20 protein-coding genes and 1 rRNA gene are annotated in these 23889 nt (G+C 68.0%); 5 read left to right on the top strand and 16 right to left on the bottom strand.

The features are described from left to right. The 4 genes from I004_RS0110790 to thyX form a co-directional block, all read right to left on the bottom strand. Positions 1–107, bottom strand: a 16S ribosomal RNA gene (locus I004_RS0110790); the annotation flags it as partial. Positions 108–502: 395 nt separating this feature from the next. Further along, positions 503–2188 (bottom strand): ribonuclease J, encoded by a 1686-nt coding sequence (locus I004_RS0110785; RefSeq protein ID WP_028435502.1) that lies wholly within the window; start codon positions 2186–2188, stop codon positions 503–505. Between the two features lie 195 nt (positions 2189–2383). Then, on the bottom strand, positions 2384–3283 hold the full coding sequence (gene dapA / locus I004_RS0110780; RefSeq protein WP_028435501.1) for a 4-hydroxy-tetrahydrodipicolinate synthase: 900 nt from the start codon (positions 3281–3283) through the stop codon (positions 2384–2386). 204 nt (positions 3284–3487) lie between these two features. Further along, positions 3488–4180 carry an FAD-dependent thymidylate synthase gene (gene thyX, locus I004_RS0110775; RefSeq protein ID WP_486579893.1) on the bottom strand — a complete coding sequence of 231 codons (693 nt, stop codon included), beginning with the start codon at positions 4178–4180 and terminating at the stop codon, positions 3488–3490. A gap of 391 nt (positions 4181–4571) precedes the next feature. Here thyX and I004_RS0110770 point away from each other — a divergent pair, with 391 nt between their 5' ends. Continuing rightward, entirely contained in the window at positions 4572–4808 is a 237-nt protein-coding gene (locus I004_RS0110770; RefSeq protein WP_028435499.1) for a hypothetical protein, read from the top strand. A 168-nt stretch (positions 4809–4976) separates the two neighbouring features. Then, on the top strand, positions 4977–5558 hold the full coding sequence (locus I004_RS0110765; protein WP_028435498.1) for a hypothetical protein: 582 nt from the start codon (positions 4977–4979) through the stop codon (positions 5556–5558). A gap of 29 nt (positions 5559–5587) precedes the next feature. On the opposite strand, the gene I004_RS0110760 is transcribed toward I004_RS0110765, so the two are convergent. From I004_RS0110760 to eccD, 6 genes are all read right to left on the bottom strand, one after another. Then, on the bottom strand, positions 5588–6052 hold the full coding sequence (locus tag I004_RS0110760) for a hypothetical protein (RefSeq protein WP_028435497.1): 465 nt from the start codon (positions 6050–6052) through the stop codon (positions 5588–5590). A gap of 4 nt (positions 6053–6056) precedes the next feature. Beyond that, a complete protein-coding gene (gene dapB, locus I004_RS0110755; RefSeq protein WP_028435496.1) occupies positions 6057–6812 on the bottom strand; it encodes a 4-hydroxy-tetrahydrodipicolinate reductase in 756 nt (251 codons plus the stop codon). Positions 6813–6892: 80 nt separating this feature from the next. Further along, positions 6893–8206: a M16 family metallopeptidase gene (locus tag I004_RS0110750; RefSeq protein WP_078510991.1), complete on the bottom strand. Its 1314-nt coding sequence runs from the start codon at positions 8204–8206 to the stop codon at positions 6893–6895. An 80-nt stretch (positions 8207–8286) separates the two neighbouring features. Continuing rightward, positions 8287–10539 (bottom strand): polyribonucleotide nucleotidyltransferase, encoded by a 2253-nt coding sequence (locus I004_RS0110745; RefSeq protein ID WP_037975783.1) that lies wholly within the window; start codon positions 10537–10539, stop codon positions 8287–8289. Between the two features lie 312 nt (positions 10540–10851). Beyond that, entirely contained in the window at positions 10852–11142 is a 291-nt protein-coding gene (rpsO, locus tag I004_RS0110740) for a 30S ribosomal protein S15 (RefSeq protein ID WP_028435493.1), read from the bottom strand. A gap of 176 nt (positions 11143–11318) precedes the next feature. Then, positions 11319–12836 carry a type VII secretion integral membrane protein EccD gene (eccD, locus tag I004_RS0110735; RefSeq protein WP_037975667.1) on the bottom strand — a complete coding sequence of 506 codons (1518 nt, stop codon included), beginning with the start codon at positions 12834–12836 and terminating at the stop codon, positions 11319–11321. A gap of 224 nt (positions 12837–13060) precedes the next feature. On the opposite strand from eccD, the gene I004_RS0110730 reads away from it, so the two are divergent. After that, a complete protein-coding gene (locus tag I004_RS0110730) occupies positions 13061–17002 on the top strand; it encodes a type VII secretion protein EccC (RefSeq protein WP_028435491.1) in 3942 nt (1313 codons plus the stop codon). A gap of 408 nt (positions 17003–17410) precedes the next feature. After that, positions 17411–17665, top strand: coding sequence for a DUF397 domain-containing protein (locus I004_RS0110725; protein WP_028435490.1), 255 nt, complete (start codon positions 17411–17413; stop codon positions 17663–17665). 54 nt (positions 17666–17719) lie between these two features. On the opposite strand, the gene I004_RS0110720 is transcribed toward I004_RS0110725, so the two are convergent. From I004_RS0110720 to I004_RS0110700, 5 genes are read right to left on the bottom strand one after another with little or no spacing between them, the layout of a single operon-like run. Continuing rightward, on the bottom strand, positions 17720–18397 hold the full coding sequence (locus tag I004_RS0110720; protein WP_028435489.1) for a hypothetical protein: 678 nt from the start codon (positions 18395–18397) through the stop codon (positions 17720–17722). A gap of 33 nt (positions 18398–18430) precedes the next feature. After that, positions 18431–19219, bottom strand: a complete 789-nt coding sequence (locus I004_RS0110715; protein ID WP_028435488.1) for a hypothetical protein — start codon at positions 19217–19219, stop codon at positions 18431–18433. Then, positions 19216–19923: a hypothetical protein gene (locus I004_RS0110710; protein WP_028435487.1), complete on the bottom strand. Its 708-nt coding sequence runs from the start codon at positions 19921–19923 to the stop codon at positions 19216–19218. Before I004_RS0110710 ends, I004_RS0110715 begins: the two co-directional genes overlap by 4 nt. Continuing rightward, positions 19920–21206 carry a putative T7SS-secreted protein gene (locus tag I004_RS0110705; protein ID WP_028435486.1) on the bottom strand — a complete coding sequence of 429 codons (1287 nt, stop codon included), beginning with the start codon at positions 21204–21206 and terminating at the stop codon, positions 19920–19922. Before I004_RS0110705 ends, I004_RS0110710 begins: the two co-directional genes overlap by 4 nt. Next, the gene (locus tag I004_RS0110700) at positions 21206–21526 is read right to left on the bottom strand and encodes a hypothetical protein (protein ID WP_028435485.1); all 321 of its coding nucleotides are present in this window, start codon (positions 21524–21526) and stop codon (positions 21206–21208) included. Before I004_RS0110700 ends, I004_RS0110705 begins: the two co-directional genes overlap by 1 nt. Positions 21527–21932: 406 nt before the next feature. Between I004_RS0110700 and I004_RS0110695 the strand changes: the two genes are divergently transcribed. Further along, positions 21933–22331, top strand: coding sequence for a hypothetical protein (locus I004_RS0110695; protein WP_028435484.1), 399 nt, complete (start codon positions 21933–21935; stop codon positions 22329–22331). 262 nt (positions 22332–22593) lie between these two features. Here the strand turns inward: I004_RS0110695 and I004_RS38105 are convergent, their stop codons facing one another. Next, positions 22594–23886 carry a S8 family serine peptidase gene (locus I004_RS38105; RefSeq protein ID WP_158677023.1) on the bottom strand — a complete coding sequence of 431 codons (1293 nt, stop codon included), beginning with the start codon at positions 23884–23886 and terminating at the stop codon, positions 22594–22596. Positions 23887–23889: the final 3 nt, after the last annotated feature.

The following is a 23889-nucleotide window of genomic DNA, read 5'->3' as shown; positions in this document are numbered from 1 at the left end:
CACCCGTTCGCCACTAATCCACCCCCGAAAGGGCTTCATCGTTCGACTTGCATGTGTTAAGCACGCCGCCAGCGTTCGTCCTGAGCCAGGATCAAACTCTCCGTGAATGCCTTCAAAAAGACAGACCACAAAGAGCGGCACAACCAGGAGGAATAATCCCGGTCGTGCACAGCGTCCTCGCTGTCATCAAAGAAATCCACACCCCCAAAAACCCGGGGATGCGGGGTATCAACATATCTGGCGTTGACTTTTGGCACGCTGTTGAGTTCTCAAAGAACGGACGCTTCCATCACAACCCTCACGGGCCACTCCGGGCGCTTCCCTCTCGGTGTTTCCAACCCTACCAGGGCACTTTCCGAATCCGTTTACCGGACCGTCGAGTTGAGCCTGGTCACGGGTATCCCTGGGCGAAGATCGCCCGGTACCCGGTGAGTTGGAGCTGTAAACCTACTGGAGCGGAGCGCCTGGATGCAAATCGAGGCGCTCCGCCCGGTGTTGGGCCTCAGACCTCGACGACCACGGGGAGGATCATCGGGCGGCGGCGGTAAGTGTCGGAGACCCACTTGCCCACGGTCCGCCGCACCAGCTGCTGGAGTTGGTGCGTCTCGGCGACGCCGTCCTGGGCCGCCTTGCCCAGTGCCTCGTCGATCTTCGGCACGACCTGTTCGAATTCGGCCTCGTCGATGCCCGAACCCCGCGACTGGACGTGCGGTCCGCCGACGATCTTGCCCGTGCTGCTGTCGACGACGACGAAGACGGAGATGATTCCCTCGTCGCCGAGGATGCGGCGGTCCTTGAGAGAGGACTCCGTGACATCGCCGACGGAGAGCCCGTCCACGTACACGTAGCCGGCGACCACCTTGCCGGCGATCTTGGCCTTGCCGTCGATCAGGTCGACGACCACTCCGTCCTCGGCGATGACGACGCGGTCGCGCGGGATGCCGGTCTGCGCCCCCAACTCCGCGTTGGCGCGCAGGTGTCGCCACTCCCCGTGCACCGGCATCAGATTCTTGGGCTGGCAGATGTTGTAGAAGTACAGCAGCTCGCCCGCAGACGCGTGCCCGGAGACGTGGACCTTGGCGTTGCCCTTGTGCACGACGTTGGCGCCCCAGCGCGAGAGGCCGTTGATCACCCTGTACACGGCGTTCTCGTTGCCCGGGATCAGGGACGAGGCCAGGATCACGGTGTCGCCCTGGACGATGCGGATCTGGTGGTCGCGGTTGGCCATCCGGGACAGTGCGGCCATCGGTTCACCCTGCGACCCCGTACAGACCAGGACCACTTCGTCCTCGGGAAGGTCGTCGAGCGTCTTGACGTCGACGACGAGGCCGGCCGGGACGTTGAGGTAGCCGAGGTCGCGTGCGATGCCCATGTTGCGGACCATCGAGCGGCCGACGAAGGCGACGCGGCGTCCGAACTCGTGGGCAGCGTCGAGGATTTGCTGGATCCGGTGCACATGGCTGGCGAAGCTCGCCACGATGATGCGTTTCTGCGCGCTGGCGAAGACCTGGCGCAGCACGCCGGAGATCTCCCGCTCGGGCGGGACGAAGCCGGGCACCTCTGCGTTCGTCGAGTCGCTCAGGAGGAGGTCGATGCCCTCCTCACCGAGGCGCGCGAAGGCCCGCAGGTCGGTGAGACGCCCGTCCAGCGGGAGCTGGTCCATCTTGAAGTCGCCGGTGTGCACCAGCATTCCGGCGGGTGTGCGGATGGCGACGGCCAGCGCGTCCGGGATGGAGTGGTTGACCGGTACGAACTCGCAGTCGAAGGGACCGATGCGCTCGCGGTGGCCTTCCTCGACCTCCAGCGTGTACGGGCGGATGCGGTGCTCCTGGAGCTTCGCCTCGATCAGCGCGAGGGTCAGCTTGGACCCGATGAGCGGGATGTCGGCCTTCTCACGCAGCAGGAACGGTACGCCACCGATGTGGTCCTCGTGCCCGTGCGTCAGGACGATGCCGTCAATGTCGTCGAGGCGGTCCCGCAGGCTGGTGAAGTCGGGAAGGATCAAGTCGACCCCGGGCTGCTCCTCCTCCGGGAAGAGGACGCCGCAGTCGATGATCAGCAGCCGGCCGCCGTATTCGATGACCGTCATGTTGCGGCCGATCTCGCCGAGGCCGCCGAGCGGTGTGATGCGCAGGCCGCCTTCGGCCAGCTTCGGCGGCGAGCCGAGTTCGGGATGCGGATGACTCAAAAGACTCTCCTCACCACACGCGCGCCACGCTCCCCCCTGGCCCTTGGCATGGGGAACCCACTGGCCTCCGACTGAGGGACCCCGTGGGACACGTGGCGCGCGCGATATTCGTGAATGGGTTTGAATGCTCTTCGCTCGTACTGACTATGTCTGGGTGTTTCCGTTGTTGCCCGTTATGGAGTTATGACGTCGGTTTCAAATCTCTACGCCGCCGTGGGCGAGGTCGTGCCGCAGCTGCTGGGTCTCCTCCGTGGAGAGCTCCACGAGCGGCATGCGCAGCGGTCCCCCAGGCAGTCCGCGAAGGGTGAGCGCCGCCTTCGTCGTGATGACACCCTGCGTGCGGAACATGCCCGTGAAGACGGGCAGCAGCTTCTGATGGATCTCGGTGGCCTTCGTCACATCACCGCTGAGGTGGGCCTCGAGCATCGAACGCAGCTCGGGCGTGACCAGGTGCCCGACGACCGAGACGTAGCCGATCGCGCCGACGGAGAGCAGCGGCAGGTTGAGCATGTCGTCACCGCTGTACCAGGCGAGGCCGCTGGTGGCGATGGCCCAACTGGCACGGCCCAGGTCGCCCTTGGCGTCCTTGTTGGCGACGATGCGCGGGTGCTCCGCGAGCCGGACGATCGTCTCGGTGTTGATCGGTACGCCGGAGCGGCCGGGGATGTCGTAGAGCATCACCGGGAGTTCGGTGGCGTCGGCGATCGCGGTGAAGTGCCGGTAGAGGCCTTCCTGCGGCGGCTTGCTGTAGTACGGCGTCACCGCGAGAAGACCGTGCGCGCCCGCCTTGGCGGCGTCACGGGCGAGTTCGAGGCTGTGCGCGGTGTCGTTCGTGCCGGCCCCGGCGACGACGTGCGCGCGGTCTCCGACCGCCTCGACCACTGCCCGTACGAGCTGGGCTTTCTCGACATCGCTGGTCGTCGGGGACTCGCCTGTGGTGCCGTTGACGATCAGGCCGTCATTGCCGGAATCCACGAGGTGAACGGCGAGCCGCTGCGCGCCGTCGAGGTCGAGTGCGCCGTCTGCGGTGAACGGCGAGACCATCGCTGTGAGGACCCGCCCGAAGGGCGTGTGCGGTGTGGAGGTCGGAGCCATGAGGTCCACGCTACTCGCAGGCCGGGCTGTCGTGCCCCCTCGGGGCCATGGTCATGGTCATCCGGGAGGAGGCGAAGGCGGTGTCCACACCCCTCGAGGACGCCTGGGCGAGGGAGACCCGGCACTGCCTGCTCGGGGGTTCAAGCAGTGCCGGGCCGTGATTTCAGCGTAGACGTACTACGCGAAAGCGTGCAATCCGGGCACCTACGGGGCGACCCGGCCGTTTGCGTTGAAGGCCTCGTAGGTCAGCGGCATGAGCTTCCCCCACTGCTCCTCCATCAGCTCGCCCACCATTTCGATCTCCCGCTGCGGGAAGGACGGCACCTTCGCGTCCTCGTGCTGGGTACGCAGGCCGAGGAAGTGCATGAGGGAGCGGGCGTTGCACGTCGCGTACATCGAGGAGTACAGCCCGACCGGGAGAACGGCGCGAGCCACCTCGCGGGCGACACCGGCATCAAGCATCCGCCGGTAGGTCTCGTACGCCTGGCGGTAGGAATCCTCCATCGCCGAGACCGTCAGCTCGTGCTGCTCGGGGGTGCCCTCCACGAACTCGTACTTCCCCGGCCGGCCCTGCTGGACGAGCTTGCGGGTGGCGTCGGGGGTGTAGAAGACGGGCTCCAGCCGGCGGTAGCGGCCGGACTCCTCGTTGTAGGACCAGCCGACGCGGTGCCTGTGGAACTCCCGGAAGACGAAGAGGGGTGCACTGATGAAGAAGGTCATCGAGTTGTGCTCGAAAGGGCTTCCGTGGCGGTCGCGCATCAGGTAGTTGATCAGCCCCTTGGAGCGCGCGGGGTCCTTGTGCAGCTCCTCCAGGGATTTCTCGCCCCCCGTGGAGACCCGGGCGGCCCACAGCACATCGGTGTCGGCAGCGCTGTGCTTGACCAGCTCGACGGTCATGTCTCCGCGGAAACTCGGGGCGGCGGCGGACTGGTCTGAGGTGTCGGTCACGGGTGGTTCCTCCGGGTCGTGCGGCTGCCGGGCGCGCCCAGCCTACGGCGCACCACCGACAGCTCCTGGCCCTGCCCGGAGGGCGCCTTGACCTGCTCCGCGCCCGAGTCCGCGGGACAGCCCGGAGTGCGGCGTCCCGCCTGCCCGTTGCGCCTGACGGACGGCTTCTGTCCGGACAAAAGGGGTTGTCTGACTCGATAAGGGGGGTCGGTGCATGAAGGTGCGGCGGCGCTTGGTATTTTTTAACGCACGTCCACTTTTACCCGGCACTTCTCAGCCGTCATGGGCGTTCTACCTACGAAACCCTTTCCAAAACGATCTCGACAGGAGTTCCCTGCCCATGTTCCGCCGCGGAGAGTCCGTACCGTTCGCGTTCATCGCCGACGCCGACCGGTTCCGCAGCAATGTCACACCGCCGCCCCCTACCCAGCGCAGCGTCACCGAGAAGGCAGGCAGCGCGCTGTTCGGCCTGACCGTGGTGGCGGGGCTGGTCGGCTCGCTGATTCTGGGTGTGCCCGCGCTCGATCCCGAGCGTCAGTCGCAGCACCACGGGCCCGCCGCCGCCGAGAGCCGCTGACGGTCTCGGGCGTTCGCACTTCTCCGGCCGGGCACTGCTGCCCGGCCGGCTTCCGTTCGACGACGCGCCGCGCCGACCTGCCGGGCTGGCCGGGTCCCGCACACCTCGCTAGTGTCCACGCGCATCACCCGATCCACCCGATCGAGACCGTTTGAGCGAGGACCACCAGTGCCCCTGCCCTTCATGACGGCCGCAGGACAAACCGGCGCGGCCGAGCACCCGGAGCCCAGCCCTCTGCCGTACGACGCCCGTGAGCACTGGCGCCGCCCGTACCGTCCCGGACCCTGGAGGGTCGGCGGCGCCGCCCTGATTCTCTTGCTCGCCTCGTACATGCTCTTCTCTGCCCTGATCATCGCCCTAGCCGGGGCCCTCACGGGCGCGCTCGTCTGCCTCGGCGCCGCGCTGGCCGTGATCGGGCTCGCGCTGCGGCTGCTGCGCGTGGGCGTATGGGTCTCCGCGCACGGTCTGCGCCGGGTCGGACTGCTGAACACGGTGACGCTGCGCTGGGCCGAGGTGGCCGCCGTACGAACGGTTCAGCAGCCCGTGCGGTGGCTCGGGCTCCCGCGCACCGTGCAGGGGCAGGCGCTGCACGTCGTACGGGCCGGTGACGGGGAGCCGCTGCGCACGCTGCTCACCGATCACAACGCCGACTTTCTGTCCCGGCCCGAGGCGTTCGACCGGGCCGCGGACGTCATAGAGGGGTGGGCGGCCGAGTCGCAGCCCGCCGCGTACTCAACGGCAGGCCGTTAGGACTCGCGCCCAGGCTGTGGGGGCGTTGCTCAGGAAACGCCCTGCTGCCCCTGCTGCTGGTCGTCATGCAGCGTGATGGCGCGCTGCATGGCCTTGCGCGCGCGAGGGGTGTCACGGGCGTCGCGGTAGGCGACCGCGAGACGGAACCAGCAGCGCCAGTCGTCGGGGGCCCGTTCGGTTTCGGCCTTTCTGCGGGCGAACACCTCGTCGGCCGACTCCCGGTCGATGCGGCCCGACGGCGTACGCCGAAGCTCGTCGAGCGGCAGCCCGCCCTCCGCTTCCAGCTCCCGCGCCAGCCGCTCGGCGTTCCGGGCGAAGCGGGTCGTCTGCCACAGGAACCAGACACCGATCAGCGGCAGGACGAGGACCGCAAGACCGAGGGCCACGGTGACCGGCGTGCCCTGTTCGATCAGCAGCACTCCGCGGCTGCCTGCCAGCACGAAGTAGGCGACCAGGACGGCAGCCAGGGTGAAGTACGTGATCTTGGCCCGCACGCCGTCATCCGTCCAGGTCGAGGAAGTGCTCCAGACCGTAGGTGAGTCCCGGGGTGGAGCCGACGCGGCGCACTCCGAGGAGCACACCGGGCATGAACGAGCTGCGGTGCAGCGAGTCGTGCCGGATGGTGAGGGTCTCGCCCTCGCCTCCGAACAGCACCTCCTGGTGGGCGACGAGACCGCGCAGCCGTACGGCGTGCACCGGAACGCCGTCGACGTCCGCGCCACGTGCACCGTCCAGGGACGTCGACGTTGCGTCGGGCTGTCCGGGAAGGTCGGCTTCCCCACGGGCGGAGGCGATGAGCTGTGCCGTGCGTACGGCCGTGCCGCTCGGTGCGTCCGCCTTGTTCGGGTGGTGCAGCTCGACGACCTCGACGGATTCGAAGAATCGGGCCGCCTGCTGTGCGAACTGCATGGTCAGGACCGCGCCGATGCCGAAGTTGGGGGCGATGAGCACGCCGGTGCCGGGTGAGGCTGCGAGCCAGCCCCGTACGGCGTCGAGCCGCTCGTCCGTCCAGCCGGTGGTGCCGACGACGGCGTGGATGCCGGCCGCGACGCAGTGCTCGAGGTTGCCCATCACGGCGTCGGGGTGCGTCAGGTCGACGGCGACCTCGGCGCCGGATCGCGTGAGGTCGGCGAGGTCGTCGTCGCGGTCGAGAGCGACGGCCAGTTCCATGTCGTCGGCGGCTTCCACTGCCTGTACGGCCTCGGAACCCATCCGTCCCTCCGAGCCGAGGACGGCCACGCGCAGCTTGCTCATTGTTCGTTCCTTCGAGACTGCCCGGACCGGTGGTGCCGCCGGATCCTGGCGGGGACATTGGACGGGGTGCGGGACGGTCGTCAGGCGACGGCCTCGTGGAGCTGGGTCGTCTGGCGGTCGGTGAGCGGTCCGATGACGGCGAGCGAGGGGCGCCGGCCGAGGACGTCCCGGGCGACCTCGCGTACGTCGTCGGGCGTGACGGCGGAGATCTTGGCCAGCATCTCGTCGACCGACAGCTGTTCGCCCCAGCACAGTTCGCTCTTGCCGAGGCGGTGCATGAGTGCGCCCGTGTCCTCCAGCCCGAGCACCGTGGCACCCGACAACTGACCGACGGCACGGCGCAGTTCGTCGTCGGGAAGGCCGTGCGTGGCTGCCTGGTCCAGCTCGTCGCGGCAGATCTTGAGCACGTCGGAGAGCTGGCCGGGCCGGCAGCCGGCGTAGACGCCGAACAGGCCGCAGTCGGCGAATCCCGAGGTGTAGGCGTACGTGCTGTAGGCCAGGCCGCGCTTCTCGCGGATCTCCTGGAAGAGCCGGGAGCTCATTCCGCCGCCGAGGGCCGCACTGAGCACGCCGAGCGCCCAACGGCGGTCGTCGTTGCGGGAGTAGCCCGGCATTCCGAGGACGAGGTGGGCCTGTTCCGTGCTGCGGTCGGCGATCTCCACGCGGCCACGGGCACGCAGGGGACGTACGCCGGCGCGCGGAGCGACGGGCTCCCGGCCGTCGGCACGCTCCAGGGCGCCCGCCCTGTCGAAGGCCGCCCGCACCTGGCTCACGACGGTGTCGTGGTCGAGGTTGCCGGCGGCGGCCACGACCAGGTGCGGCGGGTCGTAGTGCTTGCGGTAGAAGCGCGCCAGGCGGTCGCGCGTGAAGTCGTTGACCGTCTCGACGGTGCCCAGCACCGGGCGGCCCAGCGGTGAATCGCCCAGCAGGGCGCGGGCGAAGAGGTCGTGCACGCAGTCGCCGGGATCGTCCTCGGTCATCGCGATCTCTTCGAGGATGACGCCTCTCTCGGCCTCGATCTCCGCCGCGTCGAGAACCGAACTGGTGAGCATGTCACCGACGACGTCGATGGCGAGAGGCAGGTCGGAGTCGAGGACGCGTGCGTAGTAGCAGGTGAACTCTTTGGCGGTGAAGGCGTTCATCTCACCGCCGACGGCGTCCAGCGCGGCCGAGATGTCGAGGGCGCTGCGCCGCTTCGTGCCCTTGAAGAGCAGATGCTCCAGATAGTGGGTGGCGCCGCCCAGCGCCGGCGTCTCGTCGCGGGAACCGACGTGCGCCCAGATCCCGAGGGTCGCCGAGCGGACCGTGGGCACCGTCTCGGTGACGACGCGCAGGCCGCCCGGCAGGACCGTCTTGCGGACCTCGCCGCCTGTGTCCGGGCGGCCGCCTGACATCGCCTTCACTCCCGATGGTGTACGGGCGACGGCCCGCCCCTCCGCAGAGGTGGGGCGGGCCGTCGCACGGTGCGCATGTGTCACTTGTCACCCGCGGCGGCGTCGGCCGACGCGGAGTCCTTCTGCTCGGAGTCACCGGAGCCCTCGGACTCCTCGTCCTCCAGAACGGGGATCAGCGAGAGCTTGCCCCGCTGGTCGATCTCGGCGATCTCGACCTGGACCTTCTGGCCGACACCGAGCACGTCCTCGACGTTCTCGACGCGCTTGCCGCCGGCGAGCTTGCGGATCTGCGAGATGTGCAGCAGTCCGTCCTTGCCGGGAAGCAGCGAGACGAAGGCGCCGAACGTGGTCGTCTTGACCACGGTCCCCAGGTAACGCTCGCCGACCTCGGGCATCGTCGGGTTGGCGATGCCGTTGATCGTGGCACGGGCGGCCTCGGCGGCGGGACCGTCGGCGGCGCCGATGTAGATGGTGCCGTCGTCCTCGATGGTGATGTCGGCGCCCGTGTCCTCCTGGATCTGGTTGATCATCTTGCCCTTGGGGCCGATGACCTCACCGATCTTGTCCACGGGGATCTTCACGGTGATGATCCGCGGGGCGTTGGGGGACATCTCGTCCGGTACGTCGATGGCCTCGTTCATCACGTCGAGGATGTGCAGACGCGCGTCGCGGGCCTGCTTGAGCGCCGCGGCGAGAACGGAGGCCGGGATGCCGTCCAGCTTGGTGTCGAGTTGGAGGGCGGTGACGAACTGCCGGGTGCCGGCGACCTTGAAGTCCATGTCGCCGAAGGCGTCCTCCGCACCGAGGATGTCGGTGAGGGTGACGTAGTGGGTCTCGCCCTCGATCTCCTTGGAGATCAGGCCCATGGCGATGCCGGCGACGGGCGCCTTGAGCGGCACACCGGCGTTCAGCAGCGACATGGTGGAAGCGCAGACCGAGCCCATGGACGTCGAGCCGTTGGAGCCGAGCGCCTCGGAGACCTGGCGGATCGCGTAGGGGAACTCCTCGCGGGTCGGCAGCACCGGCATGAGCGCACGCTCCGCGAGCGCGCCGTGGCCGATCTCGCGGCGCTTCGGCGAGCCGACGCGGCCCGTCTCACCGGTGGAGTAGGGCGGGAAGTTGTAGTTGTGCATGTACCGCTTGCGGGTCACCGGCGAGAGGGTGTCCAGCTGCTGTTCCATGCGCAGCATGTTCAGCGTCGTCACACCGAGGATCTGCGTCTCCCCGCGCTCGAAGAGCGCCGAGCCGTGGACCCGCGGGATCGCCTCGACCTCGGCGGCGAGCGTACGGATGTCCGTGACGCCGCGGCCGTCGATGCGCTTCTTCTCCTTGATGACGCGGTCGCGGACCAGTTCCTTGGTCAGCGTCCGGTACGCGGCGGAGATCTCCTTCTCGCGGCCCTCGAACTGCGGGATGAGCTTCTCGGCGGCGAGACCCTTCACACGGTCCAGCTCGGCCTCGCGCTCCTGCTTGGCGGGGATGGTGAGGGCCTGGGAGAGCTCGTCACGGACTGCCGCGGTGAGGGCCTCGAGTACGTCGTCCTGGTGGTCCAGGTAGATCGGGAACTCACCGACCGGCTTGGCGGCTTTGGCGGCGAGGTCGGCCTGGGCCTTGCACAGCACCTTGATGAAGGGCTTGGCGGCCTCGAGACCGGCGGCGACGATCTCCTCGGTGGGGGCCTCCGCACCGCCCTGGACCAGCTCGACGGTCTTCTCGGTGGCCTCGGCCTCGACCATCATCACCGCGACGTCACCGTCGGGGAGAGTGCGGCCGGCAACGACCATGTCGAAGACGGCGTCCTCGAGTTCCGTGTGGGTCGGGAAGGCGACCCACTGACCGCGGATGAGGGCGACGCGGGTGGCGCCGATGGGCCCCGAGAAGGGCAGACCCGACAGCTGCGTCGAGCAGGAGGCGGCGTTGATGGCGACCACGTCGTAGAGGTGGTCGGGGTTGAGCGCCATGATCGTCTCGACGATCTGGATCTCGTTGCGCAGGCCCTTCTTGAACGAGGGGCGCAGCGGACGGTCGATCAGCCGGCAGGTGAGGATCGCGTCCTCAGACGGACGGCCCTCACGGCGGAAGAAGGAGCCTGGGATCTTGCCGGCCGCGTACATCCGCTCCTCGACGTCGACCGTGAGCGGGAAGAAGTCGAGCTGGTCTTTGGGCTGCTTGGAGGCGGTTGTGGCCGACAGCACCATGGTGTCGTCGTCCAGGTACGCCACGGCGGAGCCGGCTGCCTGCCTGGCCAGCCGGCCCGTCTCGAATCGGATGGTGCGGGTGCCGAAGGTGCCGTTGTCGATGACGGCTTCGGCGTAGTGGGTCTCGTTCTCCACCAGGGATATCTCCTCGTATGTGTCCGGCACCCGTGTGGTGGCGGACCGGCTGCGGAGGAGCGCTCCGTGTGCGGGCCGGTCTTCGATCGAAGCACCCGGAACGTCTGTGTCCGGGGGCCACTACCGAGGACCGGCTACGGGCGGGGCGCGCCTGCCGCGTCTTGCCTGTGTCTGTGTGTCTGCGACCGCTGTCCTGTGGGGCGCGGTCTTCGTTGTACGTCGTGCAGGGACCAGCCTACAAACCTTCCGGTCCCTTCAGGTATGGCGAAGGGAGCGGTCCCCTGAGATGGGAACCGCTCCCTCCGTCACATGTCAGCGGGCGCCGGCCGCGCCACGGCGGATGCCGAGGCGTTCGACGAGCGCACGGAAGCGCGTGATGTCCTTCTTCGCCAGGTACTGCAGGAGGCGGCGGCGCTGGCCGACCAGCAGCAGCAGACCACGGCGGGAGTGGTGGTCGTGCTTGTGCGTCTTCAGGTGCTCGGTCAGGTCCGAGATGCGGCGGGAAAGCAGCGCCACCTGGACCTCGGGGGAGCCGGTGTCACCTTCCTTGGTGGCGAACTCGGAAATGATCTTCTTCTTGGTTGCGACATCGAGAGACGACACGCGTACTCCTCATGGGTTCTGCCCGCGAGCGCCCCTGGTCTTCGCCTCAGGGGATGCTTCGATTACTCGGAGGGCCGCACCAGCCTACCAGCGCCGCAGCATGCCTCCGCCCGCCCCCTGTGCAGCTGTTGGGGACGGGCGGATACGGAAGCCGACCTGCGCACCGGCGGGCCCGGTCAGCCTCCGATGGAGCCGCGGACGTCGGCGTAGACGTCCATGACCGCGAGGCAGAGCGGGATCAGCGAGAGCAGCACGAAGGTCTCGGTCAGCTCCATGAACCGGCCCCAGAAGGGGGTCAGCCCCGTCCGCGGGACGATCAGGCCGATGGCGGTGACCAAGGCGGCGGCGAGCGCGATGGACGCCGCGATCCAGACCGTACGCACGTCGAGCCCCGCGCTGTCGCCGGTGACGAACTCACGGACGAGCTGCGCCGGCGGGTTGAGCGAGAGCCCCAGCGCGAGCAGAGTGAGGGCGCCGAGGCCCGCGACGAGGGCGCAGGCGACCTGGGAGGTGTAGCGGAAGAGCCGGGCCCGCAGCAGCATCGAGATGCCGGTCGCGAGGGCGAGCAGCTGGCCCCAGCCGCTCTGGGAGAAGCCCAGCACGGCCGCCGATCCGACCACGGCGGCGCACCAGCCGCCGACGAGGCCGACGAGCATCTCGTGACCCCGGCGGGCCTGGGCCGCGATGCGCTCGGCGTCGACGGGACCCTGGGTGCCGCGGGAGGCGTCCTGGCCGTCGTCGTAGCCGCCGGGGCCGCCCGCGCGGGGCTCGAAGCCTATGGGCAGCCGGGCGAAGCGGGCGGAGAAGCCGGGCAGGAAGGCGATGGTGCCGACAGAGACGGGGGCGGCGATGGCCGCCGCGTCGACCGGACCGATGTCGGAGACGACGGCGATGAAGGTGAAGACCGTGCCGACGGCGGAGACGATCGCGGAGGCGACGAACGGACCGTCGCCCCTCGGAGTGATCGCGATCAGTACCGCGGACGCGAGCAGCACCGCGACGCAGCCGAGCAGGAACTGGAGCCGGCCGATTCCCTGGCCGTCGGGCAGCGGGAGAGCCCCGGACCCGGCGACCATGATGTGCGGCATGGCTCCGAGGCCGAGGGCGATGGACGAGGCCCTGTCGTCGTACACGCGGGCGCGCACGCACGCGAGGGCGACGAGCAGAAGCCCGGCCGCCGCGGCGATGATGCCGGGGAGCCCGTGCATGTCGTGCTCGACCGGGTCGGCGAACCACAGCGCGAAGGCCATGAGCACCAACAGCACGCCGCCGCCGATGAGCCCGGCCACACGCATCCGCTGTTCGTTCCACAGTGCGCGGTCACGCCTGACCGACGCGGCGACCGCGTCGCTGACGTCGTCGAAGACCGCGGAGGGCAGCGAATCGGCGAACGGGCGCAGAAGCAGAACCTCGCCGTCCCGGATGCCGTTGCCCGCCAGGGAGAGGCCCGACTCCAGCACCCGCCCGTCCCGGCGCACGAGGTGATAGCCCGACAGGGAGCCCTCTGCGGGGCTGCCCCCGGAGAGCCGGGCAATCTCCGGATAGACGTCGGACAGGGGCACGTCCTCGGGAAGCGCGACGTCGATCCGCCCCCCGGGAGCAACTACCGTGACGCGGCAGAAGCCGGTCGCTGCGGTCGTGGCCACCTTGTTGTTCCCCCTTGCTTGCTCACTGCTCGGACTCGGCGTCACGATGAATTACAGACATCCCGGGCCCATGGATTGCCCCAAGCTTCCTCGCGGCGGAAGCAGTTGGGGAAGATTGCGGGTCACCTTACCGTCCACGGCGGACAGTCGGTCCTCCGGATCCCGGAGACTCTCATACCTACTAGGATCAGCGTCTGCATGACCGGTAGCTGTTGCGATGGCGGGGGCGTCGGTGCGTAATTGCGAATTTATCGTGAAGGACTGATGAAACGGTGAGTGTGGTCATCGTGAAGCGGCAGCCACGGGTCATGCCGCCGACCGTGCCCGAGGGGGAAGTCAAGCTCGAATCCCCACCTGAACTGCCGCGCGACGGCGACAACGACATGTGGATGAATCTCCTGCCCGTCATGGGCATGGGAGGTTCGGTCGCATTCTTCTTCATGCCGGGCTCGCCGCCCTACATGAGGGTCGCGGGCGGCCTCATGGCCGTCTCGACGGTCGCCATGGCGATCGCGCAGGTCATCAAGGCCCGGCGGGGAGGACGTGCCCAGATGGGGCAGGAGCGGAGGGACTACTTCCGCTATCTCGACCAGATCCGGAAGGACGTACGCAAGACCTCGGAGGCACAGCGGAACGCGCAGCTGTATCAGCATCCGAGTCCGGATCAGCTGTGGGCGATCGCCGGTGATCCGAAAAGACTGTGGGAACGGCGGCCGTCGGACAACGACTTCTCGTCGGTGCGAATCGGCACGGGCTGGCAGCAGTTGAGCACTCCGCTCGTCGCACCGGAAACGGCGCCCAAGGACGAACTCGAGCCGCTCACAGCGGAAGCGATGAAGTCCTTCCTGGACATTCACCGTTCACTTCCGGACCTGCCCATCGCGGTGAGCCTGCGGGCCTTTTACCACGTGGTCGTCACCGGAAGTTCGGAGGAGGTCTACGGCAATGTACGTGCGGCCATCGGCCAGCTCTCCTCGCTGCACTCCCCCGAGGAGCTGATGATCGCGGTCGTCGCCCACCCGGGCTCGATGGCCGAATGGGACTGGACGAAGTGGCTGCCGCACGCGCAGCACCCCTCGCAGTCCGACGGCGCCGGCCAGGCGCGGCTGTTCTACGACGACTTGGGGCAGCTGGAGGAGTCGCTCAGCAGCCAGCTCGACGGCCGCGCCCGCTGGAACCGTGACGGCACGCCCGTTGCCGACCAGCCGCACATCGTCGTCATCCTCGACGGCGGTTCGATACCTCCCGACTCCCAACTCGCAGGCGCCGAGGGCCTGCAGGGCGTCACGTTCCTCGAGGTGGCTCCCGGCGCCCTGGACGACCAGATGTCCGGCGGCCTCACGGTGCACGTGAAGGAGAACACCCTCGACCTGTACGTCGGCCGGGAGTCGGCGTACTCCGGCAAGCCCGACCTGCTGAGCTACGAGCAGGCCGAGGCGCTGGCACGTCAGCTCTCCCCGATGCGCATGGGCAGCGGAGAAGACGGCGAACCGCTGCTGTCCAACCTGGACTTCACCGACCTCATGGGCATCGGCGACGCGGGTTCGGTCGACATGGCACGCACCTGGCGACCGCGTTCGCTGCACGAGCGGCTGCGTGTGCCGATCGGGATCGGCGGCGAGGGCGAGCCGGTCATGCTCGACATCAAGGAGGCGTCGCAGGAGGGCATGGGCCCGCACGGCCTCTGCGTCGGTGCGACCGGTTCCGGCAAGTCGGAGCTCCTGCGCACGCTCGTGCTCGGCCTGGCCGTGACGCACTCGTCCGAGACGCTCAACTTCATCCTCGCCGACTTCAAGGGCGGCGCCACCTTCACGGGCATGGCCGACATGCCGCACACCGCGGCGGTCATCACCAACCTCGCCGACGAACTCACCCTCGTCGACCGCATGCGCGACGCGATCACCGGTGAGCTCAACCGTCGTCAGGAGACCCTGCGCAGGGCGGGCAACTACGCGAACATCACGGACTACGAGAAGGCGCGTGCCGCCGGTGCGGCCCTGGATCCGCTGCCGTCGCTCGTCCTGATCATCGACGAGTTCAGCGAACTCCTCACCGCCAAGCCCGACTTCATCGACATGTTCATCCAGATCGGCCGCATCGGCCGTTCGCTGGGTGTGCACATGTTGCTGGCCTCGCAGCGCCTGGAGGAGGGCAAGCTGCGCGGTCTGGACACGTTCCTGTCGTACCGGATCGGTCTGCGGACCTTCTCGGCCGCCGAGTCGCGTACCGCCATCGGCGTTCCGGACGCCTACCACCTGCCGAACGTCCCGGGTGCCGGCTTCCTCAAGTACGACACCGAGACGATGGTGCAGTTCAAGGCCGCCTACGTCTCCGGTGCGTACCGCACGGCCGGTCCGACCAGGGTCAGCCAGTCCACGCAGACGCGTCCCGTGATGTTCACGGCCACGCCTGTGGCGCTGCCGGTCACGCCGGAGCCGGAGGTCCAGGACACCGACACGGTCGACGACGCTCTCGCCGACACCGTGCTCGACGTGATCGTGCAGAAGATGGTCGGCCAGGGCCCGTCCGCACACCAGGTGTGGCTGCCGCCGCTGGAAGATCCGCCGTCCATCGACCAGTTGCTGCCTGCGCTCGCCGCCACACCGGAGCGCGGCCTGACGGCACCGGAGTACACGGCCCTCGGCCGCCTCGCGGTGCCGGTCGCCCTGCTGGACAAGCCGTTCGAGCAGCGCCGCGACGTGCTCTACCGGGACTTCTCCGGTGCCGCCGGTCACGGCTTCGTCATCGGCGGGCCGCAGTCCGGCAAGTCGACGCTGCTGCGCACGCTGATGACGTCGTTCGCGCTCACGCACACCCCGTCCGAAGTGCAGTTCTACTGCCTGGACTTCGGCGGCGGCTCGCTGCTGTCCATGGAGGACCTGCACCACGTCGGCGGCGTCGCCAACCGTCTCGACGGGGAGAAGGTCCGACGCACGGTCAGCGAGGTCATGTCGATTCTCAACGAGCGTGAGGAGTACTTCCGGGCGCACAACGTCGATTCCATCGCCACCTTCCGCCAGCGCCGCGCCGCCGGGCAGCTGCCGGACCAGAAATGGGGCGACGTCTTCCTCGTCATCGACGGCTGGGCGACGTTCAAGAACGACTACGAGATGCTCGAGGCCGACGTCACAGACATCGCCACCCGAGGGCTCGGCTTCGGCGTCCACCTCATCCTCACCGCTTCGCGGTACACGGAGGTGCGTCCCGCGCTCAAGGACCTCCTGCAGAACCGCGTGGAACTGCGGCTGGGTGACCCGTCCGAGTCCGAGATCGACCGCAAGGTCGCGGCGAACGTCCCGGCGGCCATGCCGGGCCGGGGCCTCAGCCCGGACAAGCTGCACCTGATGACGGCGCTGCCACGCATCGACGGCTCCGCCACGCTGGAGGACCTGCCGGAGGCGACCCGGCAGACGATCAGCGCGATCAACGAACACTGGAAGGGCGAGCCGGCACCCGCGGTCCGGCTGCTGCCGACCATGCTCGAGGCGTCCAGGCTCCCCAAGGGCTCCGACTACCCCGACCACGGCCTGGCGTTCGGCATCGACGAGAGCTCGCTGCGGCCGGTCTTCGTCAACTTCGAGACCGATCCGCTGTTCGTGGTCTTCGGCGAGAGCGAGTCCGGCAAGAGCGCACTGCTGCGGCTCCTCATGCACCAGATCACCGAGCGGTACTCGCCGGACAAGGCCAAGATCGTCGTCGGTGACTACCGTCGCGCACACCTTCAGGGTGTTCCCGAGGCGCACATGTCGCGGTACTGCGCCGCGGCACCCGCGCTGCAGGAGACCCTCGAAGGCCTGGCCGGCTCCATGTCGCGGCGCATGCCGGGGCCGGATGTCACGCCGGAGCAGCTCCGCAACCGCAGCTGGTACGACAGCCCGGACGCGTTCGTCGTCATCGACGACTACGACCTGGTGGCAACCGGGCAGAACCCGCTGATGCCGCTGCTGGAGTACCTGCCGTTCGCACGGGACGTGGGGCTGCGCGTGATCCTCGCCCGTTCCTCCGGCGGCGCGAGCCGCGCACTGTACGAGCCGGTGATGCAGCGGATGAAGGAGCTGGGCGCACAGGGCGTCGTCCTCTCGGGCGACAAGTCCGAAGGTGCGCTGCTGGGCAACATCTCCCCGACCCAACTCCCGGCAGGCCGCGGTTACTTCCAGACGCGGCGCCGAGGCGGACAGCTCGTCCAGACGGGGTGGATGCCGGCGAACAACTGACGGGGCCTCGCCCCGAGTCCCCCGAGCGTTTCCGCACGAGTGGAGCCCGGGCAGGGAGCTGGAACCCTCCTGCCCGGGCTCCGTGCATGCGGTGCCGGGGGAGCCGGGGGAGCCGGGGAAGCAACGGCCTGGGCCGTTCCCCGGTGCGGATGAACTGGCCGCGCGCAGCGGCATCTTGGGCACGGCCTACGGAGGGTCTTGAGCAGGGCCTGCTGAGAGAGCGCGAGGGCGGGGTGCAAACGCTCCCTGCACAGTGCTTGCGCCGGTACGGCTGACTCGATCCGACCTGCACGGTCAGGGGTGCGTGGGAGGATGACGGGGCCGCGCCGAGACGGGCCGGACCAGTGGGGGCTCGCGGCGAGATCGACCGACAATCACGCTGCGGTGCGAGGAAGGGAGCATGCGCCTATGGGGACGCAGCAGGAGAAGGACGAGCTGTACGCGATGGACATCTCCGATGCCGTCTGGGAGTCCGCACCGGGCGGCCCGGAGGAGGAAAGGGTCGAGATCGCGCACCTCCCCGGCGGCGCGGTGGCGATGCGTAACTCCAAGGACCCCGACACGGTGCTGCGTTACACCGCGGCGGAGTGGCGTGCGTTTGTACTCGGGGCGCGGGACGGGGAGTTCGACCTGGAGCCGACGCCGGAGAACGGCGGGGTTTAGGGCGAGTGCGGGGCGGCGCCGCGGGCCGACGCCTGCGGCCCGGGATCCCCGGGCTCAGCCACTCCTCGGCGCAGCCGCCAGGATGCTCTCGTGTTCGGCCTTGGCCGTCCGCTTCTCCATGGTGAGGACCTGCCAGCGGCGCTGCAGGGTCATCAAGCAGCGGCCGCCGGGAAGCGCGAGCACTCCTCCACGTTCCACGTCCCCCGCGAACCAGGCGCCCTTCTCCATGGCCGTGTCCCAGCGGTTCCAGCGGAGCGGGTTGCGGGCGGACATGCTCTGCGACCAGACCGAGCCGTCGTCGTCCACGTACGTGCTCTCGCTGCCACCGGGTTCCTCGCCGTCGGGGAGCCGGAACTGCACCGGAACGCCCGTGGCTTCCTTCGTTCCGGACAGTTTGCGCACCGCCGGGAGCGACCGCCAGGGGTACGCCTCCAGAATGCTGCGGGCCTTGCGCAGACGGGACAGTGCACCGCAGCAGGCGTACAGCGCGAACGGGTAGGCCAGAAGGGCCACTCCGCCGATGGCGCCGCCCACGCTGTTGTCGCCCCGAGCGTTGCCGTCACCCCATCGCACTTCCGCGAGCACGCCGCTCAGCGCCAGGGCGGCGACGAGCAGCGCGCTCCACAGCCACAGCTTGAGCCTCACCCGGCGACGTGTCGCCGTCCACACCTTCCGTGTCCCGGGATCGTCGAACGCCACCTTTGTCAGGGGAAGTTGAGGGTCGGATTCCACGTGCTGACTTCCTCTCCTGATACCTGGGAACGGCTAGACGCGACGCTGGTCGAACCCCGCCCGGTTCGCCCTCTCCAGACGTTCTGCGCCCGCCCGGTTCCTCTCGGCGGCGAACTCGTCCCAGTTCAGAGGCTGCGCGACCATGAGCTCCCCTGAGCCGGGGACCAGCACAACTCCCCCGAAGATGTCATCGCCGGCGAACCACACCCCGTCGGCGATGTCCCTTGGCCACATCTGGCCCAGCGGCTGGTGCGCGGACATCTTCGGGGACTCCCCGCCCGAACCACCGCCCAGGCGCAACGAACGCTTCCCGGACGACCTCAGATTCAGCTTCTCCACGGGAGCCCGGAATTCGAAGCCGTACACATCGAGCGCCTGGGAGGCCAGCCGGACGGACCGAAGCTGCTCGAACCAGAATCGCGTCCCCACGAAGAGCGCCAGGATGGAAAGCGGTGCAAGCGGGATGACGTAGTCCGACTTCGTGACCGGCACCGTCGCCGCCGCGGCGACGCACACGAGCACCAGGATCCCGAATCGCTTCCGGAGCACCGAACGGTGATGCTCCACCACTCCCTGGGGGTTCGTACCGTCCGTGGCGTACGGGACGTCAGCGCGCAGCGGCGAGTACAGCGCCAGAAGCGCGCCCGTACTGCCCAGGGCGGCAAGGCCGATCAGACCCGGAATGGCGAGGAGGAACAGGGAGTCGCTCAGCACGCAGAGCGAGAGCCCGTAGAAGACGGCGAACGCCACCGTCCAGAAGGCCACCCGGCGAAGCGGCGAAGGGCCGCGTAGCTTCGCCGGGCGTACGGCGCCGTCCGTCACCCGAAGTCGCTCCTCACCGCATGTGCCGCCGTTCCCGGCTCGGGCTCCCCGGTGCCTGCGGCACCGTCAGCCAGGTGCGGATCGGTGAAGGTCACCGTACTCGCGACACCGAGCAGCACGTTGCGATAGTCGTCGGCGAGTTCCATCGACGGCGTGACCAACTGGACGGCGATGACTGCCGAGTTGCGAGTGTCCGGGATGGCAACCATGCCCCGCCAGACAGGAGCGTCCGCCGGTCCCTCACCTGCCTCACCGACTGCTCCAGGCACAAGGCTGCGTTCCACGGACTCGGTGAGGAAGCCCGGCCCCGAGGGCAGTTCGACAGGCAGGATTCCCTTGTCGGGCGTCTCTCCGGCCCCGGAGGACATCAGAGTGGCGAGCACTGCCTTCGGATTGACCCCCTGCATCTCCACGCTGGACACCGTCAGGACGGACATCGCCGCACCGCCGCGATCGTCCGGGTGCATGCCGATGGCACAACCCTGCACGCGCTGCTTCTGCATCTCCCACATGACGATGGCGTACAGACGGAACACCTGATCGGCGCGGTCCCGTACGTCCTCCGGCAGAGCAAGGACCTGGCGCGCCATCTCGTCGAGAGTCTCGCGGTCCGGACGGATCTCGAGCTGCAGATAGCCGTGCGGGATGTCGTACCAGAACGCGGGCGCCGGCTTCGCTGCGGACGTCTCCTGAGCGGTACTCACAGCCTGAGCCCTGCCACGAGATCACCCATGCCGTCGGCGATGTCTCCGGCCGCACCCGGCAGACCGTACGCAGCGGCACCCGCCTTGGTGAACTCCGCTCCGTTGTGGGCCGGTCCTGTGTCCGGCAGCACCCCCGCTTCCTCGAGAGAGGAGGAGGTGTTGGCCAGGACGTTGGCACCGTTGATTCCGTACTGCACAAGCCCCGTATTGGGATCTGTGGCCACGTCGAGCGCCTTGAAGTTGAAGGCCGAGACCGTCTCCCGCCCGAAGGCGGCGACCTTGGACCCGGCAGACATGGCCTCGCCACCCTCCCGGGCGGCGCCTGCCAGCATGCTGACCTCGCCTCCGGCCTTGCCCAGTGCGCCGGCGCCCGGCACCATCCCGAGCGCGTCGCCCCCCAGGGAGGCCCAGGCGCTGAACGCTTCCATGCCGCCGTACTTGCCTGTCAGCGATGCCCTGAAGTCCTCGCTGGAGAGATTCTTGGCCATGGAGGCGGCACTGGCCACGACGGCGATGCCCGCGAACACCGGCGCGAGCGGCGTCGGGAAAAGCGCGAGCAGGCCCGCGATGGCTCCGATGGTGCCCGCGTGGTCGAGGAGGAACTCGCCGGCGGCCTTCAGTCCGTCACCGATGGCGCTGAGGGTCTTACTGAGCCAGCCCGGCTCCTTCGGCGCGAGCTTGTCGTCCGCCTCGTCCAGGCTGTCAGCGACCTTGTTGGCGTCGCTCTCGTGTTCCTTCTCGAGCTCCTTGGCCTTGGCGATCACGTCGTCGAACGCCTTGTTGGCCTTCTCCAGAGCACCGGATGCCTCGTTCAGACGGCCCTCGGCTGCCCGCAGCCGCGCCGTGGCCGCGTCCGCTTCGGCCTGGCTCGGGAACTCCTTGCCACCCAGCTTGAGATCCGGGTCCTTGTTCGCCGTGTCCTGTCGCTCCTTGGCGGTACCGATCGCCGCCTTCTTCTCTTTCGCCTCGTCGTCGTACTTCTTGGCGAGCTCACGATGGGAAGTCAGGTCGCCGTCCCACTTCGTGAGCTGGGCGGCGGCCTTCTCCAGGGACTGCGCGGCGTTCTTCATGTACGTCGGCAGGTCGCCGTCGAGTTCGTCACGAAAGGCGTTGGCCGCATCACCCTCCCAGTGGCTGCTCTCACCCAGGATCCGCTCGATCTGCTGGTGCGAGCTGCGCAGCGCCTTCGCCGCCTTGTCCACCTTGGTCTTGAGGGAGTGAACTTCCGCCGGAATGCCCGGTACGGGGTTCCAGCCCAAGTGCGGATACGGATTGTCAGCCATCAGTTACCCCCGCCGGAAGTTCCCTGGTCCGCCATCTGCTTGAGGGCCTTCTCCAGGTTGTCTTCCATCTCCTTGTAGCTCTTGGCGTTCTTGTCCACGCCTTCCTTGATGCCTTTGATCAATTCGCCCAGCTGCTCGGAGCCGTACTTCCACTTCTCCTGGAAGCCGTCGCACGCTTCGTCGAGCCGTGCCGTCCCGATCTGATCGCCCCTGACGTGGGACAGCGCTGTACGGGCCTCATCCAGCTCCTTGACGCTGCTGTCCAACGTCTTGGCGAACCGGTCCAGTTGGTCCGTATCCGTCTTGAAGTGATCCCCCATGAAATGCCTCTCCTGAACAGCGTGGCAACGGAGTACGAGGCAAGGTGCGCAGAAGGACAGCCCCGCACAGACACACCACGCCTCGTAGCGACGGCTGATTATACGAGTTCGCAGCCCCTCTGGAAGGATCTCACCAGCGAATACCTTCCACCGTGCGCAGGCATCCCCGGCTCCAACCCGGCATACGTGGACGACGAGTTGAAGCACACGGCAGATCAGTGCAGTACGAGAGAGCTACAGACACACCCGCTGGATCCCGGCGCCTGGATGTTTCTGATCGGAACTGGTCCGGAAGCTCCACAACAACTCCACAGCCCCGCACGGCATGATGGGTAGACCGCACCGCGCCCATGGCAGGGCGGTCTCGCAACCAGCCCCGAACAGCCGGAAAGACAAAGGACTCCGAGTGAACGACCAGCCGCGCGACGACGCAGCAGACAAGCCCCACAAGCCGCTTTCCCGCAACAGGCTCATGCTCATGTGGTTCGCGGCCATCCTGGTCGTGGCCGTCGGTATCTGGCTCGGCCTTGTGCTCACCGAGACGAGCGACCCGGCTTCGGCGACCTTCACGGTTGCCGGCATCTGCGTGTTCCTGGCCGCAGTTGTCGACATGGCCACGCGCAAGCGACGCAGCCGTGGTCGGCAGCGGTTCCAGTCGCTGGACGACCTGCGCAAGCATGTCGACAGCGATGCTCTGCGGACGATGCGGGACCGGGACGGTGAGGTCCGGGCCATCAAGGAGTTGCGGCGCCAGGTGCCCGGAGCCTCTCTCGCCGACGCCACGCACGTGGTCAGGGGGCTTTGAGCTGAGTCGGTTGTGGCGTGCCGACTCCGAGCGCGCCACAACCGAGGGGATCGCGGCGATCCCGCGGCTGCCGCCGCGCGGGTCCCGTGTGAACGACTTCCGGGCGGGTGGGTCGCACGCCCCGAGGGCGATGATCAGCGCCAAGAAGCCCCCGCTGGCCATCTGCGACGGTGGCCGGCGCCCGGAAAGTGGGCAAAGTCCCGCTCGATTCTCAATGTTGGAGAGTGCGACCGGGACCTTCACCTACTCGGGGTGGATCAGCTCATTGCCGTGGCGGCTGGTTCGGCGGCGTTGGCGGTGAGTACGGAGGCCCTCCGAACTGCCCCGCCGGCGCGTGAGGTTGTTGGCCGGGGTATTGCTGCCCCGGCACGGTCGGACCGTTGTCGGAGCCCCACGGGTCACTTACGCGGTCCCGGCTGTCCTTCCTCTTCACCAGGACGACGATGACGACCGCGACACCAATCAGAACGACGAGGATCAGCCCGAACAGAACGATCGGCGGACCCAGCACATACATCCACCCCGCGGAATCGCCTGACGAAGACGACCCGGAATCGGAACTGGTGTTACCCGCGGCGGAGTCTGATGACTTCTCTTCCTGCGCCAGCGGACCAGCCTTCGGACCGGCCGCATAGTCAGACGTCACCGCACGGAAGGGCCGCACCACGCCGTAACCGAACTTCTCGTCCGGCAACTTCGGCGCGTTCCCCTTGGCATCAGTCAGCGGCTTCGCCGACTTGATCAGTCGATTGATCGCCTGGCCGGCGGTGAGGTCGCGGTGCTTCTCACGTACCAGGGCCGCAGCGGCGGACACATAGGCAGTGGCGTCGGAGGTGCCGCTGCTGATGCCGTATCCGGACTCATGTCGCCGATTCGCGGAGATGTTGTCCTCGGCCGGCGCCACAAGGGTCGTGTTCGAGCCCCACGACGAGCCCTCCCAGAGAGTGCCGTCACGTCCGAGACCACCAACGGATACAACGCCTGGATAGGCTGCCGGATAATTCTTGTGCTTACCCGGGGAGTTCCCTGTACCCGCTACGACGACCACGTCTTTCGAGATTGCGTATTGAACTGCCTCACGATCGCCTTGGTCCTCAGGCCCCGCATACGAAAGATTGACTACATCCGCACCGTGATCGACGGCATACCGAATGCCCTTGCCGTAAGTGGACGCAGTCGGAACTGTGATCGGCATGATCTTGGCACCGGGCGCCAACCCCTTCATGCCCGACTTTCCACCCGCCCCGTGGCCACGTGCAGCAATCAAACTGGCCATGGCCGTACCGTGCCGACCGCCGTCAACGGTGTCAGACTTTTCATTCGTATAGTCTTTGCCAGGAACAAGAGCGTTCCTCAGATCCGGGTGTCCCTTGTCCACGCCCGTATCCACAACAGCTACGGTTACGCCGTTCCCCGTAGCGTGTTCCCAAATATCTTCGGCCGCAAAGGCATTCAGTGCCCACTGTCGTTCGCGAATGTCGTCTGCCGAAGCCACGGGAGCGGATCCGAGGAGCAGGGCTCCCGTCAACGCTCCGGTGCCCACCAGATGCAGCACACG

The organism is Streptomyces sp. TAA486 (assembly GCF_000426165.1).
Note: the sequence above shows the minus strand (reverse complement) of the source record. Positions and strands in the feature narration are given on the sequence as shown.

Bases quoted from the DNA above. Each gene is read 5' to 3' on its own strand.
- dapA (WP_028435501.1), bottom strand. From the start codon at position 3,283: ATGGCTCCGACCTCCACACCGCACACGCCCTTCGGGCGGGTCCTCACA.
- thyX (WP_486579893.1), bottom strand. From the start codon at position 4,180: ATGACCGTCGAGCTGGTCAAGCACAGCGCTGCCGACACCGATGTGCTG.
- I004_RS0110770 (WP_028435499.1), top strand. From the start codon at position 4,572: ATGTTCCGCCGCGGAGAGTCCGTACCGTTCGCGTTCATCGCCGACGCC.
- dapB (WP_028435496.1), bottom strand. From the start codon at position 6,812: ATGAGCAAGCTGCGCGTGGCCGTCCTCGGCTCGGAGGGACGGATGGGT.
- I004_RS0110750 (WP_078510991.1), bottom strand. From the start codon at position 8,206: ATGTCAGGCGGCCGCCCGGACACAGGCGGCGAGGTCCGCAAGACGGTC.
- I004_RS0110725 (WP_028435490.1), top strand. From the start codon at position 17,411: ATGGGGACGCAGCAGGAGAAGGACGAGCTGTACGCGATGGACATCTCC.
- I004_RS0110705 (WP_028435486.1), bottom strand. From the start codon at position 21,206: ATGGCTGACAATCCGTATCCGCACTTGGGCTGGAACCCCGTACCGGGC.
- I004_RS0110700 (WP_028435485.1), bottom strand. From the start codon at position 21,526: ATGGGGGATCACTTCAAGACGGATACGGACCAACTGGACCGGTTCGCC.